Below are 15,874 nucleotides of genomic sequence, written 5' to 3' on the forward strand. Positions count from 1 at the left end.
GAACATCATGTCGACAGTTGAGTTTGACAAAAGAAAGTACAGTACAGATAGTGAATACATGATACAGAACTTCAAGGAGAAGAAAAATCTGGAGAAATGGCAGAAGCTTCTGTGCCAGTCAGTAAATGTATTTGCATGCTTTGTAGACTGCGATGGGACTCCTCTCACAGCCCTTTCCGGCAATCCTGATGAAGCAGCAAGGCTGATGAAGGCCATTGATCAGGAACAGCTGCAGAATATGCTTACGAGAGTATGTGAAAGCACACTTGAGGATCAGGCAATTGAAGAGACAGGGTATTCCAACCTGCGCATGGCAGTGATCACTGCCAGGGCGTTTGGAAGACCTGTTCTTAACTGGGTGATCTTTGGTGTGCTTTCTGATGACTTTGAGGAAGAAGAGAATGACAGGCCAGGACTGCTCGGCTTTGAATCCATGATCACAGCGAGGGCATTTAACCGCGTGATCGATGCCGTCAGCGAGTTTTCGAGGGATCTGGTCAGCAGTGCAGCCCATACGCTGAATGCAGAAGCAGAGAGCCGGAGAAGCCAGTATTCGGCCAAGGCACTGGAAGCCAACCTGAAACGTACAGAAGCACTGGCAGAGATCATCCAGCTTCTGGAAAATGATGATGCAATTGAGAAATTAATGCTCCGGATCCTGCGGACAGTAGGAAGCTTTCTGGATTTAAGCACAGCAGCTCTGTGCAGAAGGACAAAGCAGAGGGATGAGATCGATATCCTGTCCCACTGGTGTAACCAGAAGGAGGTCTGGGGACTGGAGGCAGATGCAGCTCAGAAAAAGCCCTTCTTTATCAAGGATGATGATAAGGCTTTTATTTTATCTGACAGTTCAGGACTTAAGAAGGAAGAAAGAGAAGAGCTGGAAACATTTGGGATCCATGCACTTGTGGTAATTCCCATCATGATCCTTGGAAAGGTCGATATGTATGGCGTTTTCACGGAGAAAAGGGAGGACAGGATCTGGCAGAAGGAAGAGATCAAGTTCCTGGCGGATGCCATGAAGATCCTGCAGAGTATCCTTACAAGAAGGATCCAGAAGAATTCACTGGCAGGCTCCTATGCCTGTCTGGAAACTATTCTTGATAATGTGGGCGGCGCTGTTTATGTCAGGGATTTTGAAACGGGGAATAGCCTGTTCACCAACCGGAATATGCGTGGCATTTTCGGTGAAGAACTGAAAAACGGAAATATCAACAAGCTGCTTGAAAAGACGATTGTGGCGGAGAAAGGAATCGGGGAACTGTTCCTTGAGGATCCCGGCAAGTGGTTTGAGGTTTATTATACAAAAATGTGCTGGGTAGATGGAAGAAATGTAATGCTGGTTGCCCTGTACGATGAGACTGAGAAAAAGGTATATCAGAAGAAATTGGAACAGCAGGCTCATACCGATTTTCTGACAGGACTTTCCAACAGAATGTGCTGTGAAAGGGATCTGGCAAGATATGTGGATGAAGCCGGTAAAAAGAAGAAAAAGGGTGCGCTCCTTTATCTTGACCTGGATGATTTCAAGCATATCAATGACGGACTGGGACATCAGTATGGTGATGTACTGCTAAAGGCGATCGCACATAATTTTCAGAGGATCAAAGGAATTGAGAATACCTGCTACCGTATGGGCGGTGATGAATTTGTCATTATTGTGGCACCTGAGCATTATCAGGAGCTTAACAGGATCATCCAGGAAATCAAAGACATCTTTATGAAACCCTGGTTTTTAAAGGATTCGGATTACTACTGCACCATGAGTATGGGTGTAGTAGAGTTCCCTGACAATGGAGAGGTCGTCCATGAACTCATCAAAAAGGCAGATATCGCCATGTATGAGTCCAAGAAGGCAGGTAAGAACAGAGTTTCCAATTACACATTGGAGATCGGCAGTCTGTCAGGAAGAAGACTGGATATGGAAAAGAATATGCGTGAGGCGACAGCCAAGGGCAATCAGGAGTTCGAGATCTTTTTCCAGCCGATCATGGATATCAGGGGTGAGAAGCCGAAGTGTACAGGTGCAGAGGCACTGATCCGGTGGAACAGTACGGAGCTTGGCTTTATTTCACCGGCAGAGTTTATTCCGCTTGCAGAGTATCTGGGATTGATCAATCCGATCGGAAACCATATCCTCAGGGAAGCCTGCAAGATCTGCAGCTACTGGAATCAGAATGGTTATCCGGATTATAAGGTGAATGTCAATCTGTCTGTCATCCAGCTTTTGCAGAGTGATATTGTTGAAATTGTAGAAAGTGCTATTCATGACAGTGGGATAAGTCCCTGTAATCTGACGCTGGAGGTAACAGAGAGCCTTGCCATCAATGATATGGACAGAATGAAGGGAATTCTTGGAAGGATCAAGGAGCTTGGGGTAAGGATCGCACTGGATGATTTTGGTACCGGTTATTCTTCCCTGAACCATATCAGAGAGCTTCCGCTTGATGTGATCAAAGTGGATCAGAGCTTTATCAGAAATCTGGAAATGGACGTATATGCAAAGTCCTTTGTCCGTATGATCGCTGAACTGGCACAGGTGATCGGTGTAAACCTTTGTGTCGAGGGAGTGGAAACAGAAGGCCAGTTCTATATTGTGTCCAAAATGAATGTAGGACTGATCCAGGGGTACTATTTTGATAAGCCCTTAAAAAGAGAGGATTTTGAAAGGAAATATGCACCTGACCTTCCGAAAAATCAGAAGGGAACAAAGAAAAAATGAATCTGAAACAGCTGGAACAGTTCAATCCAATTACGATACAATGTCATGACAATCCTGATGCTGACGCTTTGGCATCAGGATTTGGCTTGTATTGTTATTTTAAAGACAAGGGAAAGGATGTCAGGCTGGTTTATAGTGGGGTAAATCAGATCCAGAAGCCAAATCTGCTTCTGATGATCGATAAGCTTGATATACCTGTCGTATACCTGAAGGATCAGGATGTACCGGTAAAGGGATTGCTGATCACAACTGACTGTCAGTATGGCGCAGGAAATGTGACACACCTGTCAGCGGAAAATGTGGCGGTGATCGATCATCATCAGGTAGAGATCACAGGAATCCCACTGACAGAAATCCAGTCCGGTCTTGGAAGCTGTTCTACACTGGTGTGGCAGATGATGAAGGCAGAGGGGTATTCCTTTGAAGGCAGGGATAAGCTGAAGACAGCTCTTTATTATGGACTACTTTGCGACACCAACATGTTTTCCGACATTGCAGCATCGGAAGATACAGAAATGCGGGATGCACTTTCCTATGATAAGGGACTGATCACTCTTTTTAAAAATTCCAATCTGTTCCTCCGGGAGCTGGAGATCGCCGGAAGGGCACTGCTTCATCACATATATAATGAAGATTTTCATTATGCGATCGTAAGGTCAGCACCCTGTGATCCGAATATTCTTGGAATGATCAGTGATTTCATGATACAGGTGGAAGAGATCCACATCTGTGTGGTATTTGCGGTTCTGGAGGAGGATATCATCTTTTCCCTCAGGAGCTGTATTGAAGAGGTTCATGCAGATGAACTGGCAGCGCTTTTGGCCGGAGAGGACGGGAGCGGAGGCGGTCATCTTCTGAAGGCAGCCGGCAGAATGAAAAGAACCAGTATTTTCAGGATCCTTGATATGGAATTTACAGAGAATTATTTTAATCAGAAGCTGGAAGATTATTTTGAGAAACTGGAGAAAACTCACGGAAAGGAATAGCATATTAAAAAATAATGTGCTATGATGTGGGATAAGAGTAACGGAAAATGCAGGAGGTAAAGCCAGAGCCGGTCTGCGGCTTATGGTATCGGACAGGAATGAGCGAAAAAGAACTGAAAGAAAATGTGACCACCGAAGGAGAAGCAGAAAAAACTGTTTCCAGAAATTTTATTGAGCAGATTATTGATAAGGATCTGGCAGAGGGTGTCTATGATACTGTGCACACCAGATTTCCACCGGAACCCAATGGATATCTTCATATCGGACATGCCAAGAGCATCCTTTTAAATTATGGACTTGCAAAAGAGTATGGCGGCAAGTTCAATATGCGTTTTGATGATACCAACCCTACGAAGGAGAAGGCAGAATTTGTAGATTCCATTCTGGCAGATATCAAATGGCTTGGAGCTGACTGGGAAGACAGGCTGTTCTTTGCATCGGATTATTTTGAACAGATGTATGAAGGTGCTGTGAAGCTGATCAAAAAGGGAAAGGCTTATGTTTCCGAGCTTTCTGCAGAAGAGATGAGAGAGTATCGTGGTACTCTGACAGAGCCCGGTAAGAATGATCCCAGCAGAGACCGCAGCGTAGAAGAAAATCTGGAATTGTTTGAAAAGATGAAGAACGGCGGCTTTGCCGATGGAGAAAGAACGCTCCGTGCAAAGATCGATATGGCATCTCCCAATATCAATATGAGAGATCCTATCATTTACCGTGTGGCGCATCTGTCCCATCAGCATACGGGAGATGCATGGTGTATTTACCCGATGTACGACTTTGCGCACCCAATTGAGGATGCCATTGAAGGAATCACCCACTCCATCTGTACGCTGGAGTTTGAGGATCACAGACCACTGTATGACTGGGTCGTAAGAGAACTGGAGTATCCTCATCCACCCAAACAGATCGAGTTTGCCAAAATGTATCTGACCAATGTGGTAACTGGTAAGAGATATATCAAGAAGCTGGTTGAGGATGGAATTGTAGACGGATGGGATGATCCCCGCCTTGTATCTATCGCAGCCCTGAGAAGAAGAGGCTTTACACCTGAGTCCATCAAGATGTTCGTGGATCTCTGTGGTATCTCCAAGAGTAATTCATCTGCAGATTATGCCATGCTGGAGTACTGTATCAGAGAGGATCTGAAGCTGAAGAGACCGAGAATGATGGCGGTTCTTGATCCTGTCAGACTGATCATTGATAACTATCCGGAGAATCAGACAGAGATGCTCACCGTAGCTAATAATCTTGAGAATGAGGCTATGGGAACAAGACAGGTACCCTTTGGCAGGGAGCTGTATATAGAGAGAGAGGACTTTATGGAAGAGCCTCCGAGAAAGTACTTCCGTATGTTTCCAGGCAATGAGGTTCGTCTGATGAATGCCTACTTTGTAACCTGTACCGGCTGCGTCAAGGATGAAAATGGCAGGATCATAGAAGTACACTGCACCTACGATCCGGAGACGAAGTGCGGAAGCGGCTTTACCGGCCGTAAGGTAAAGGGAACCATTCACTGGGTTCCTGCAAAGGAAGCAGTGAAAGCAGAAGTAAGACTTTATGAAAATATTATAGATGAGGAAAAGGGTGTATACAATGAGGATGGAAGCCTGAACCTGAACCCCAATTCCCTGACCGTGCTGAAGGAATGTTATTTAGAGCCGGCTTTGAAAGACGGAAAGCCCTATGACAGCTTCCAGTTTGTCAGACAGGGATATTTCTGTGTGGATTCTAGGGACTCTGTGGAGGGCGCACCGGTATTTAACAGGATCGTATCTCTGAAGAGCTCATATGTATTACCTAAGGCGTAGGAGGAAAATATGGCTGGATTATTAAGTGGACTTTCCGAGATTGGACTTGGAGGTCTTGAAAATATGGAAGTATATGAGCAGCCTGAGGATAAAGAGGCAGAAAAGCAGGCAGAGGAAAAACCAGAGGTGAAGGAAGAAACATTCCTGTTTGATAAGAGCTATGAATGTCCGGTCTGCTATCAGGGCTTTAAAGCAAAAACAGTCCGTTCCGGAAAATTACGTTCTCTCGGAACAGACAGGGATCTTCGGCCGCTTTATGATCAGATGGAGCCATTGAAATATGATGTGGTGATCTGTCCGCACTGTGGCTATGCAGCGCTTACCAGATTCTTTGGAGGACTGACAGCAGGACAGATCAAAGCGATCAAAGAAAATATTTCTGCAAATTTCCATCCGGTAGAGGAGGAAAAGGAAACCTATACTTATGAGGAGGCACTGTACCGTTATAAGCTATGCCTTGCCAATACGATCGTAAAGCACGGCAAGGTCAGTGAGAAGGCATATATCTGTCTGAAGGCAGGATGGCTCCTTCGCAGCATGGGTGAAAATCTGGATCCTGCAGTAGAGGATTACAATAAGAAAATACAGGAGATCAAGGAGCAGGAAAAGGATTTCCTGAAGAATGCCCTGGATGGACTGATCAACGCCAGGCAGACAGAAAGCTATCCGATCTGCGGTATGGACGAGGTGACACTGGAGTATCTGATCGCTGTGCTTGCCATGGAATTTGAAAAATATGATATTTCATCCAGACTCATCTATAATATCCTGAATACGCCAACAGTAAACAACAGGATCAAGGATAAGGCAAGAGAAGTAAAGGATGAGCTGCTTCAGCAGATGGGTAAGAAATAACGATAAAAGAGACCGCATACCAGTAAATGATATGCGGTCTTATTTTATTATTTAGGAGATGATCCGGGAAATTTCATGCCGGATTACTGCGCAGGATCTTCATCATCAAAGAATTCTTCTACAGTATCTTCAGATTCTTCGGCTGCTTCTTCAGATGGTTCAGCTGCTTCAGAAGCCTCTTTGACATCCTCTCTGGCAATCTCGGAAAGATCGGTAAAGGAGGTATGGGCACTCTGATTATCAGCAACGGATTTCACGGTGTCCTTTACCTGCTGGACGGAGTCGGTGATCACTTCCTTGGCCTTATGGAAAGCCTCTGTGGCAAGAGCCTCTGCCTTATCAAGATTTAAGGAAACATAGGAACGCTCCTTAGAAGAAGTGAGATCCTCGTCCAGGTCTTCGCTGAAATCGTCAAAATCATCATCAGTATCATCACCGGCTTCAGGATGGGTAATGATATCCTTCTTCTGGAGATAGGAATAAGCACCATAGGCGGCACCGGCAACTAAAGCGCTGCAAAGTAAAAATTTACCAAAACTCTTAGACATCGAAAAACTCCTTTCAAGATCACTTATAGAATAACAACATTCTAATACTATTTTGCAGGATTGAAAAGAGAATATAAGCAAAAAACAGGAAAAAACCGAAGTTTTATAGACAACAGGAATTGCGAAGCGCATGAAAATATGATATATTTAATTTCGACTAGAAAGGTCAATGGGGAGAACGGGGGTTATATGAACGATAAATTTTTTGATCTCAAAAAAGAGAAACAGGATCGTATGATCAATGCTGCATTGAAGGTGTTTGCGGGGAACGGGTATGAGCATGCCAGTACAGATGAGATCGTGAAGGAGGCAGGCATCAGCAAGGGACTGCTCTTTCACTACTTTATCAGCAAGATCGGATTGTATACGTTTGTATATGATTACAGTGTGAAGTATCTTCTGCTGGAGCTGAATACCGGTGTGGATAAGGAAGAAACTGATTTTTTTAAATTGACCAGACAGATCAAAAACTGTGAGCTGCAGGTCATGCGCACCTATCCTTACCTGATCCGGTTCTTAAGTGAAAGCGGCAGAGAGCAGAACAGTGAGGCACTTGAAGCTACCAGGGAGAAGCGGGTATACCTTGGGAAACAGTATGACAGACTACTTGAAAGGACAGAGAATACGTCCCTGCGGGATGGGATCAGCATGGATCAGCTGAAGAAGATGGTGCAGCTTACACTGGACGGGCTGATGGCAGAAGCCTTTTTTGAGGGCTCCTTCCAGCCGGAGCGTTACATGGAGGATGCACTGGGGTATCTGCTGCTTTTAGAAAGGCTTTGTGTCAGGGAGGCATAGAATGAAAGAAACTTTGTATACGATACCACTCAATGATGCTGTCAGTGCCAATGATGAATGTCCTTTCTGCTATATTGAAAGAGAGGTAGAGCAGGATCTGATGGACTTTGTGCTGGGCAGTGGATCCTCTTATATGGAAAGTGATGTAAGGGGAGAAACGGATAAGGCAGGCTTTTGCCGGGCACATTTCAAAAAGATGTTTGATTATGGCAACACTCTTGGAAATGCCTGGATACTGAAAACGCATTATATGAAAATCAACCGGGATATGAAGGAGCAGTTTAAGCACTTTACACCGGGAAAGAGTTCCTTTGCCAGCAGATTCAGGAAAATGCCGGAGGAGGAAAACAGCATCAGCGCCTGGGTGAAGCAGATAGAAGGCTCCTGCTATATCTGTAACCGGTTTGCAGATACCTATGACAGATATATGGATACCTTTTTCTATATGTATAAGAGGGATGAGGAATTTCGTAAGAAGATAAAGGAAGGCAAGGGGTTCTGCCTGCACCATTTCGGGGATCTCTGCGAAGCCGGGGAAACCAGGCTTTCTGATAAGGAGAAAAAAGAATTTTATGACGATATGTTTGCTCTGATGGAGCGCAATATGGAAAGGCTTCAGGAGGATGTCAACTGGCTGGTAGAGAAATTTGATTACCGGAATAAGGATGCCGACTGGAAGAATTCCAGGGATGCTGTACAGCGCGGCATGCAGAAGCTGAAGGGCGGATACCCCGGGGATCCCGTTTATAAGATGAATAAATAAAGGATCCCAAGGATAAAGCTTGTGAAAATACCGTAGAGAATGACGGGACCGGCAATCGTAAAGATCTTGCAGCCGATACCAAAGACCTGCCCTTCCTTCTGATATTCAATGGCAGGGGCAGCAACGGAATTGGCAAACCCGGTGATAGGTACAAGGGCGCCGGCACCTCCAAATTTTACAAGAGGGGCATACAGGCCAAAGCCCGTTAAAAGGGCACTGACAAGGACAAGACTGATGGAGCAGAAGCTCCCGGCCATGTCCTTTTCCATTTGCAGGGTATTTTTTGCGTAATCAAGGAGCAGCTGCCCCAGGGTACAGATAAGCCCGCCGGTCAGAAATGCCTTCAGCATCTGTAAAATTAAATTGTGACAGGGGGTAACCTTTTTTACATAACTGGCATAATCCTTTTCCAGTGAGAGCTGTTCTTCTGACTTCTTTTCTTCCATAGCGATTGATCTCCATAATATTCATTTGTATTTCAGTATGTGCATTTTTGTAAAAAATATGTAAAGGAATATTTAGCTTAACTTAAGATTCTGGAAAAGAATGTGCCTTGTAGATTAACAGGGCAGATGCTACAATGATAGAAACAAATGAGAAATGAAGGTTAACTGGTATGGTCAATTTTGCGGGGATGGAATTTATATTCTATTTTTTTCCTGTTTTTTTACTGATATATCATCTGATCCCCATAAAATATAAGGATGTAGTTCTGCTTCTTGGCAGTTATCTTTTCTATGCATCAGGGGATCTGAAATATGTTCTTCTGCTTCTTTTGCTGACTCTTTGTAATTACTTTATGGGACAGCAGATCCATAAGCTTTCCGAAGGCTATAAAATGCATAGCTGGCAAAGGACAGAGAGGAAAAAAAAGCTTGCGTTCATTATCAGCCTGGATGTCACAGTGCTTCTTGTTTTCAAGATGCTTGCGGTTTTCGTGGACAGCAGTCTGTTTCCTCTTGGACTCAGCTTTTACCTGTTTAAGATGATCTCCTTTCAGGTAGATTATTACAGAGGGGAGATTTTCGAAAAGACATCATTCCTGTCAGTTGCTGTGTATTTTTCCCTGTTTCCCCAGGTGATCTCTGGTCCGATCATGCGCTATAATGAAGGAACTGAGCCGCAGAACAGAATTTACTGTCTTTCACAGCTTGAGGACGGCATGAAGTATTTTGCAGCGGGACTTGGCATGAAGGTACTGCTGGCAGACCGGCTGGCGATTCTGTGGAATGATCTGCAGATGATCGGCTATCAGAGTATTTCAACGCCGCTGGCATGGCTTGGGGCAGCAGGCTATTCCCTGCAGTTATATTTTGACTTCTGGGGTTATTCCCTGATGGCATCCGGTATTCTGGTATGTCTGGGCTTTGATTTTATTGAAAACTTCCATCATCCTTATGCATCAGGCAGTATAGGGGAGTTTTACCGGAGATGGCATATGACACTTGGGAGGTTTTTCAGGGATTATGTGTATATTCCGCTTGGAGGAAGCAGATGCAGGAAGAATAGGTTGATCCTGAATCTTATGATCGTATGGCTGATCACGGGACTGTGGCATGGAAACGGGCTGAATTACCTGCTGTGGGGCGCTGTGCTTGGTCTGTTTATCATGCTGGAAAAGCTGTTTTATGGGGAAAGGCTGAAAAAGCTTCCGGTGCTCCGGAATCTGTATGTTCTGTTTCTGATCCCATTGACGTGGGTGATTTTTGCGATCACAGATCTGCACCAGCTTCTGATTTATTTTGGCAGGCTTTTCCCGGTATTTGGCGGCACAGGCATTGCAGTGAATACTGGAGATTTCCTGAAATATGCAGGAACCTATGGAAAGCTTTTCCTGGCAGGTGGACTGCTCTGTATTCCGGGTGTTTTTGATTTCCTGGAAAAGCACAGAAAGAATCCGTTCGTGATCGCAGGACTTCTGCTGATCTTCTGGTATTCGGTTTATTTTATGGCAAGCAGTGGAGAAAATCCATTTTTATATTTTCAGTTTTAAGGTGAGCAGGGATGAAACATTTGAAGGAAAGTCCGTTTTTCTTTTTGCTTTTGTTGTCGGGTATTTTATTTACCATACTGGCAGCGATCGGGAAAAATAACATATACCGGGATCAGCAGTATCATCCGGAAAAGGGACCGCTTCTGTCGATTCTGTTTACTGCCATGAATGAGGACATTTATCCCTGGCAGTTATTTACAGACGCTCAGGCGGTTGAGACAGAAGGCAGTGCTGCCAATCCGACAGAGGATAACCAGAATGGTCAAAACGAAGGCCAAGCATCTGAAAGCGGTCAAAACACCGATGACACCTCTGACAGTGCAAAAGATACAGGTGAAGGAAACGACACAGCTTCTGGCAGTGATTCCGCAGCAGGAAATAGTACTGTCAGTGGAAATGCAGCAGGAAACAGTACTGTCAGTGGAAATAACGCTGCACAGGAAAAGGAAGATGATGCTGCCGGTGGTATGCCACAGGAGGAGCCACCTTACGGTGAGAACAGACCGGAGCCTTTAAGAGGCAGTACGGAGGAAGAGTATTTAAGCCATATCTCAGCCGATATTTATGGAGATGCAGGAGTGCAGAAGGCTGCAGAATATCCTTTTGCTACGGTAGATGAGAGCTACTTTGATGATGCCCTGTTTATCGGTGATTCCAGAACGGTCGGGCTCCATGATTATACAGATCTGTCGGAGCATGCGGATTTTCTCTGTAAGACATCGCTGACGATCTATAAGGTACTGGATGAGAATTTCAAGGACATGGGAACAGTAGAAGAGGTTCTCAAGAAAAAGCAGTATGGAAAGATCTATATCATGGTCGGTATCAATGAGCTTGGAAGAGGAACCACAGAGGATTTCATGGCAAAGTATACGGAGGTCGTGGACACGCTGCATGAGTGGGATCCGGATGCCAGGATCATCATTCAGGGCATTATGAAGGTGAGTAAAAAGAAGGATACAGAGGATAAAGTCTTCAATAACAGCAATATAACAGGAAGAAATCATGCCATTGCCACGCTGGCAGATAATTATCATATCTTTTATATTGATATGAATGAGGCGGTCTGTGATGAGGAAGGAAATCTGAATGCGGAATATACCCATGATCAGATCCATCTGCTTGGTATGTACAATGACCTTTGGAAGGATTTCCTGATGACGAAGGGAATCAGCGGATAGAAGGTACCGGAACTGCAGGATTTGTATTTCCGTGTATAAAAACCTCCAGATCAGAAAAACTACTAGAAAAGTAATTTGATCTGGAGGTTTTTTATGGACAGCTGGAAAGGTGCATTTTTTGAACAGGGAAGGCAGAGCATTAAAATTCCTGTGCCGGTTTATATCAGGGCAAGTGCCAGTATAGCAGGGAGCAAGGAGGGAGATGGACCCCTTGGCGATCTGTTTGATATGGTTGGAGTAGATGATAAATTTGGCAGTAATACATGGGAAGAAGCAGAAAGCACTCTGCAGAAGGAGACACTGCAGCTTGCCATAGGGAAGGCAGGGCTCAGTGGTGAGGATATCCGTTTCCTGCTTGCCGGGGATCTTTTGGCACAGTCCATGGCAAGCAGCTTTGGCCTTGCATCCTTCCAGATCCCGCTGATCGGCTTGTATGGAGCCTGTTCCACCTGTGGACTTTCCCTGGCCATGGCTGCGGCCCTGATCGTTGGCGGAATGGCACAGTATGTGGCCAGTGTGACATCCAGTCATTTTGCCAGTGCAGAAAAGGAGTTCCGTTACCCGCTTGGATATGGAAATCAGAGACCCCTGTCAGCCACCTGGACAGTAACGGGAAGCGGTGCCTTTATCTTAAGCAGCCTGAAGGGAAAAAAAGACAGAGCAGTGATCACAGGGCTTACGATAGGAAAGATCGTGGATCTTGGGATGAAGGATTCCATGAATATGGGAGCATGTATGGCACCGGCAGCATCGAGCCTAATCTGTCAGCATTTTGCAGACTTTGGAAGAACACCGGAGGATTATGACCGGATCATAACCGGTGATCTTGGCCTTGTAGGCCAGCGGGTGCTTCTGGATATGCTGGCTGAGAAAGGCTTTGACCTATCCGGAAAGCATATGGACTGCGGCATTGAGATCTATGATGAGAAGCAGGATGCCCACGCAGGAGGAAGCGGCTGTGGCTGCAGTGCAGTGGTATTATCGGCGCTGATCTTAAAGAAGCTGGAGGAGGGCGAATGGAAAAGGGTGCTCTTTGTCCCTACAGGAGCGCTTTTAAGCAAGACCAGCTTCAATGAAGGCAAAAGCATACCGGGAATTGCCCACGCACTGGTGCTGGAGAGATGCTCATAAGGGTGCTGAAAGGGAAAACGGAATGAAGAAAACAGGAAAGGGTATTATAAAACGTGTAGGCACCAGTCAAAATGGACATTGGGAAATACTCATGATACAATAAGTTCAGATACGAATCGAGCTGTATCGGAAAGAGGACTTATATATTGAAAAAAGCAGGAAAAAGAATCGGAATTATCATACTGGTGATTCTGCTGATCGTGGCAGCTTATCTGGTCTATGTCATGGTGTCCTATCACAGGCTGCCGGACAAGCTGACTCTTGAGGTCAACAGAACAGGGAATCAGGCAGCCTTTGAGGAGGATCGTCAGGTAGAGGTTGGAAAGTATTACTGGATCATGACCTATAATATTGGTTTTGGGGCTTACCGGAATGACTACAGCTTCTTTATGGACGGGGGCAGGAGCTCCTGGGCGAAGGACGAGGAGAGCGTGACTGCCGGCATCTGTGGAATGGGAGATATCGTAAATACAGTTAATCCTGACTTCGTGCTTATGCAGGAGGTAGATATTGATGGAACCAGATCCTATCATGTGAATGAGCTGGAGCTGATGAATCAGTTTGTGACAGGCTATTATTACACCTTTGCTGAGAATTATGATTCTCCATTTTTGTTTTTCCCGCCGTGGGAGCCTCATGGTGCCAATCAGGCAGGAATCGTGACCTATTCGCGCAGCGAGATCACAGATACGATGAGAAGAAGCCTTCCTATTTCCCAGTCCTTCAGCAGGTTCCTGGATCTGGACAGATGCTATTCCATTTCAAGGATCCCTCTGGAAAACGGAAAGAGCCTCTGTCTTTATAATGTACATCTTTCTGCATACGGGGCAGATGCTTCCGTCAGGGACGGACAGCTTGCCATGCTCTACGAGGATATGAAAGCAGACTATAAGGAAGGAAATTATATCATCTGTGGCGGTGATTTTAACCATAACATGAAACAGACTGTTATAGAAAATACGGATGAATGGGCACAGCCCTTCCCGAGGGAATCATTGCCGGAAGGCTTTAGGCTTGCCATTGACTCTGCCAAGGCAGAAGACATAGAGCATAACAGCTGCAGGGATGCAGGAGAGCCTTATCAGGAAGGACAGACACAGACCTATACCCTGGATGGATTTATAGTTTCTGACAATGTTGGCGTAAATTATTATACCAATATGGACTGGCGTTATGAGCTTTCTGACCATGATCCGGTATTAATGCAGTTTATGCTTCTGAAATCAGAATAAAAGAAGAGAAAAATGACATACTAGTCTTCAGAAAAAGGAAGGTAATGGTATGTCATCAAAGGTTTTATATTTAAAAGCAGAACAGAATGCGGAGGTAATGCAGGCACAGGTATGTGTAAAGGACATTGCCTCCGTTTACTGTTCTGACAGTAGCATCACTTCCAAGGTGAAGGCACTTAAGATTTATCAGTTTCAGGAGGAGAAAAGAAAACGACAGGTGATCAGCATTCTACGTGTGATCGAGCTGATCGAAAAGGAATGCCCGGCCGTTACAGTGGAGAGCGTAGGAGAAAATGCAACATTGATCGAACTGGTCAATGCGGGCCGGCACAAAACCATGGCGCAGACGGTCAGACTGATTTTTGTCATGCTGATCAGTTTCTTCGGAACAGGCTTTACTATTATGGCATTTCACAATGACATCAGCATCAACAGGCTTTTTTCCAGGGTATATGAACAGGTCATGGGATATACGCCGCAGGGATATACCATTCTGGAGATTGCCTATTCCCTTGGACTCGCAGTAGGGATCATCATATTCTTCAATCATATTGGGGGCAGACGGCTGACGAAGGATCCCACGCCGATCGAGGTGGAAATGCGTGTATATGAAACAGATGTCAATAAGGCACTGATCGAAACGGCAGACAGGGAGGGCAAGACCATTGATGCTTCCTGATCAGATCCTTCTGGGGATATTTGGGTTTTCCTTTGGCCTGCTTTCCTCGGCAGGGGTATTTACCGTGCTTTCTTCTGTAGGGCTGATACCCAGGTTTGCTGGAAGGATGCATGTGGCAGATAAAGTATTTGCGCTGGAGGAGGCAGTGATTCTTGGCACGGTTTTCGGGTGCATTGCCAGTGTGTTCCCGGACTGCATTCAGGCAGGAGGCTATCTGCTGTCCAGGGAACCCTTCGGGGAAGCTACAGCAGCAGTAGTCAGAGTGGCTGGAACAGTGTTTCTATGCTTTTACGGATTTTTTTCGGGGAGCTTTATCGGATGCCTGGCATTTGCCATTGCGGAGATGCTGGATTCCATTCCCATTTTTGCAAGGAGAATGGGTTTCCGGCATGGTCTTGGGATCGCCATAGCGGCAGCTGCTTTTGGGAAGCTTTTCGGAAGTCTGTTTTATTTTTCCAGACAGATCTTTCTGTCCGGGATGTAATAGTATTGAAAAAAGCAGAAAAGTTGATTAAAATGGATGTGCACATGTAAAGGAGGTGTGGAGATGCGTTCTATGGAATTCAAGATGGAGCGTCCGGGACTTTTGAAGGAAGGCGATCAGATCACGGTGACAGAGGGTGTTCTGCCAAGTAATTACTATTATACGATAGATCCTTCCCTTGCAATGTCACCCAATATTCCTTTCCGTGAGAGACTAAGGACAAGAGAAGGACGTGTCAGCGCTGTCATTCAGAATGAAAGAGGCTACTACGTCACCGCAGAATTTGATGAGTAGAGAAGGAGAGAAAAACATGTTACAGAAGATTTCAACAGATAAGGCACCTGCAGCTATCGGACCCTATTCCCAGGGAATTATTGCAAACGGTATGTTATATGCATCCGGTCAGATTCCGATCATTCCATCTACAGGAGAGCTGGAGACAGGGGATATCACTGCACAGGCAAAGCAGGCCATCGAAAATGCAGGAGAGATACTGAAGGCAGCAGGCACGGATTATGAGCATGTGGTAAAGACCACCTGCTTCCTTGCGGATATGGCAGATTTTGCAGCCTTCAACTGTGTATATGAGAAATACTTTACCGGGAAGCCGGCAAGAAGCTGTGTAGCCGTAAAGCAGCTTCCGAAGAACGTGCTCTGCGAAGTAGAAGTGATCGCCGCCCTGGAAGATTAAGTG

The 15,874-nt window shown here is 45.4% G+C and carries 16 protein-coding genes; 14 read left to right on the top strand and 2 right to left on the bottom strand.

Annotated elements, in window-relative coordinates; all coding sequences use genetic code 11:
- Positions 1 to 7: 7 nt before the first annotated feature.
- The 4 genes from WJQ40_RS09985 (at position 8) to WJQ40_RS10000 (ending at position 6,371) form a co-directional block, all read left to right on the top strand.
- Entirely contained in the window at positions 8 to 2,722 is a 2,715-nt protein-coding gene (locus tag WJQ40_RS09985) for an EAL domain-containing protein (protein ID WP_337539788.1), read from the top strand.
- Positions 2,719 to 3,708: a DHH family phosphoesterase gene (locus WJQ40_RS09990; RefSeq protein ID WP_337539791.1), complete on the top strand. Its 990-nt coding sequence runs from the start codon at positions 2,719 to 2,721 to the stop codon at positions 3,706 to 3,708. The genes WJQ40_RS09985 and WJQ40_RS09990 overlap by 4 nt, the downstream gene beginning before the upstream one ends.
- 98 nt (positions 3,709 to 3,806) lie before the next feature.
- Positions 3,807 to 5,516, top strand: coding sequence for a glutamine--tRNA ligase/YqeY domain fusion protein (locus WJQ40_RS09995; protein ID WP_337539835.1), 1,710 nt, complete (start codon positions 3,807 to 3,809; stop codon positions 5,514 to 5,516).
- A 9-nt stretch (positions 5,517 to 5,525) separates the two neighbouring features.
- The gene (locus tag WJQ40_RS10000; protein WP_337403600.1) at positions 5,526 to 6,371 is read left to right on the top strand and encodes a DUF2225 domain-containing protein; all 846 of its coding nucleotides are present in this window, start codon (positions 5,526 to 5,528) and stop codon (positions 6,369 to 6,371) included.
- 83 nt (positions 6,372 to 6,454) lie between these two features.
- Here the strand turns inward: WJQ40_RS10000 and WJQ40_RS10005 are convergent, their stop codons facing one another.
- Positions 6,455 to 6,919, bottom strand: a complete 465-nt coding sequence (locus WJQ40_RS10005; RefSeq protein ID WP_337539794.1) for a hypothetical protein — start codon at positions 6,917 to 6,919, stop codon at positions 6,455 to 6,457.
- Positions 6,920 to 7,108: 189 nt separating this feature from the next.
- Between WJQ40_RS10005 and WJQ40_RS10010 the strand changes: the two genes are divergently transcribed.
- Positions 7,109 to 7,717: a TetR/AcrR family transcriptional regulator gene (locus WJQ40_RS10010; protein WP_118797489.1), complete on the top strand. Its 609-nt coding sequence runs from the start codon at positions 7,109 to 7,111 to the stop codon at positions 7,715 to 7,717.
- Position 7,718: 1 nt separating this feature from the next.
- Positions 7,719 to 8,480: a DUF6062 family protein gene (locus WJQ40_RS10015; protein ID WP_337539796.1), complete on the top strand. Its 762-nt coding sequence runs from the start codon at positions 7,719 to 7,721 to the stop codon at positions 8,478 to 8,480.
- Here the strand turns inward: WJQ40_RS10015 and WJQ40_RS10020 are convergent.
- Positions 8,462 to 8,926 carry a SpoVA/SpoVAEb family sporulation membrane protein gene (locus WJQ40_RS10020; RefSeq protein WP_118797491.1) on the bottom strand — a complete coding sequence of 155 codons (465 nt, stop codon included), beginning with the start codon at positions 8,924 to 8,926 and terminating at the stop codon, positions 8,462 to 8,464. The two genes, WJQ40_RS10015 and WJQ40_RS10020, sit on opposite strands and share 19 nt — an antisense overlap.
- A 170-nt stretch (positions 8,927 to 9,096) precedes the next feature.
- Between WJQ40_RS10020 and WJQ40_RS10025 the strand changes: the two genes are divergently transcribed.
- The 8 genes from WJQ40_RS10025 (at position 9,097) to WJQ40_RS10060 (ending at position 15,871) form a co-directional block, all read left to right on the top strand.
- Complete coding sequence (locus tag WJQ40_RS10025) at positions 9,097 to 10,473, top strand: MBOAT family O-acyltransferase (RefSeq protein ID WP_262573731.1); 1,377 nt, start codon at positions 9,097 to 9,099, stop codon at positions 10,471 to 10,473.
- An 11-nt stretch (positions 10,474 to 10,484) separates the two neighbouring features.
- Positions 10,485 to 11,654, top strand: coding sequence for a GDSL-type esterase/lipase family protein (locus WJQ40_RS10030; RefSeq protein ID WP_337539800.1), 1,170 nt, complete (start codon positions 10,485 to 10,487; stop codon positions 11,652 to 11,654).
- Positions 11,655 to 11,747: 93 nt separating this feature from the next.
- On the top strand, positions 11,748 to 12,785 hold the full coding sequence (locus tag WJQ40_RS10035) for a stage V sporulation protein AD (RefSeq protein ID WP_118797494.1): 1,038 nt from the start codon (positions 11,748 to 11,750) through the stop codon (positions 12,783 to 12,785).
- Positions 12,786 to 12,931: 146 nt separating this feature from the next.
- On the top strand, positions 12,932 to 14,017 hold the full coding sequence (locus WJQ40_RS10040) for an endonuclease/exonuclease/phosphatase family protein (RefSeq protein WP_262573723.1): 1,086 nt from the start codon (positions 12,932 to 12,934) through the stop codon (positions 14,015 to 14,017).
- 49 nt (positions 14,018 to 14,066) lie between these two features.
- Positions 14,067 to 14,696, top strand: a complete 630-nt coding sequence (locus WJQ40_RS10045) for a stage V sporulation protein AA (protein WP_337539804.1) — start codon at positions 14,067 to 14,069, stop codon at positions 14,694 to 14,696.
- Positions 14,686 to 15,180 carry a stage V sporulation protein AB gene (locus tag WJQ40_RS10050; RefSeq protein WP_337539807.1) on the top strand — a complete coding sequence of 165 codons (495 nt, stop codon included), beginning with the start codon at positions 14,686 to 14,688 and terminating at the stop codon, positions 15,178 to 15,180. The genes WJQ40_RS10045 and WJQ40_RS10050 overlap by 11 nt, the downstream gene beginning before the upstream one ends.
- A 63-nt stretch (positions 15,181 to 15,243) precedes the next feature.
- On the top strand, positions 15,244 to 15,474 hold the full coding sequence (locus WJQ40_RS10055) for a hypothetical protein (protein WP_262573717.1): 231 nt from the start codon (positions 15,244 to 15,246) through the stop codon (positions 15,472 to 15,474).
- A 16-nt stretch (positions 15,475 to 15,490) separates the two neighbouring features.
- Positions 15,491 to 15,871: a RidA family protein gene (locus WJQ40_RS10060; protein ID WP_337539810.1), complete on the top strand. Its 381-nt coding sequence runs from the start codon at positions 15,491 to 15,493 to the stop codon at positions 15,869 to 15,871.
- Positions 15,872 to 15,874: the final 3 nt, after the last annotated feature.

This window comes from Suilimivivens sp. (assembly GCF_037359455.1).
Classification (GTDB): Bacteria; Bacillota; Clostridia; order Lachnospirales; family Lachnospiraceae; genus Suilimivivens; species Suilimivivens aceti.

Coding starts and splice junctions, on each gene's coding strand:
- WJQ40_RS10055 (WP_262573717.1), top strand. CDS start 15,244: ATGCGTTCTATGGAATTCAAGATGGAGCGTCCGGGACTTTTGAAGGAA.
- WJQ40_RS10045 (WP_337539804.1), top strand. CDS start 14,067: ATGTCATCAAAGGTTTTATATTTAAAAGCAGAACAGAATGCGGAGGTA.
- WJQ40_RS10060 (WP_337539810.1), top strand. CDS start 15,491: ATGTTACAGAAGATTTCAACAGATAAGGCACCTGCAGCTATCGGACCC.
- WJQ40_RS10010 (WP_118797489.1), top strand. CDS start 7,109: ATGAACGATAAATTTTTTGATCTCAAAAAAGAGAAACAGGATCGTATG.
- WJQ40_RS10050 (WP_337539807.1), top strand. CDS start 14,686: ATGCTTCCTGATCAGATCCTTCTGGGGATATTTGGGTTTTCCTTTGGC.
- WJQ40_RS09985 (WP_337539788.1), top strand. CDS start 8: ATGTCGACAGTTGAGTTTGACAAAAGAAAGTACAGTACAGATAGTGAA.
- WJQ40_RS10030 (WP_337539800.1), top strand. CDS start 10,485: ATGAAACATTTGAAGGAAAGTCCGTTTTTCTTTTTGCTTTTGTTGTCG.
- WJQ40_RS10015 (WP_337539796.1), top strand. CDS start 7,719: ATGAAAGAAACTTTGTATACGATACCACTCAATGATGCTGTCAGTGCC.
- WJQ40_RS10020 (WP_118797491.1), bottom strand. CDS start 8,926: ATGGAAGAAAAGAAGTCAGAAGAACAGCTCTCACTGGAAAAGGATTAT.
- WJQ40_RS10025 (WP_262573731.1), top strand. CDS start 9,097: ATGGTCAATTTTGCGGGGATGGAATTTATATTCTATTTTTTTCCTGTT.
- WJQ40_RS09990 (WP_337539791.1), top strand. CDS start 2,719: ATGAATCTGAAACAGCTGGAACAGTTCAATCCAATTACGATACAATGT.
- WJQ40_RS10000 (WP_337403600.1), top strand. CDS start 5,526: ATGGCTGGATTATTAAGTGGACTTTCCGAGATTGGACTTGGAGGTCTT.
- WJQ40_RS09995 (WP_337539835.1), top strand. CDS start 3,807: ATGAGCGAAAAAGAACTGAAAGAAAATGTGACCACCGAAGGAGAAGCA.
- WJQ40_RS10035 (WP_118797494.1), top strand. CDS start 11,748: ATGGACAGCTGGAAAGGTGCATTTTTTGAACAGGGAAGGCAGAGCATT.
- WJQ40_RS10005 (WP_337539794.1), bottom strand. CDS start 6,919: ATGTCTAAGAGTTTTGGTAAATTTTTACTTTGCAGCGCTTTAGTTGCC.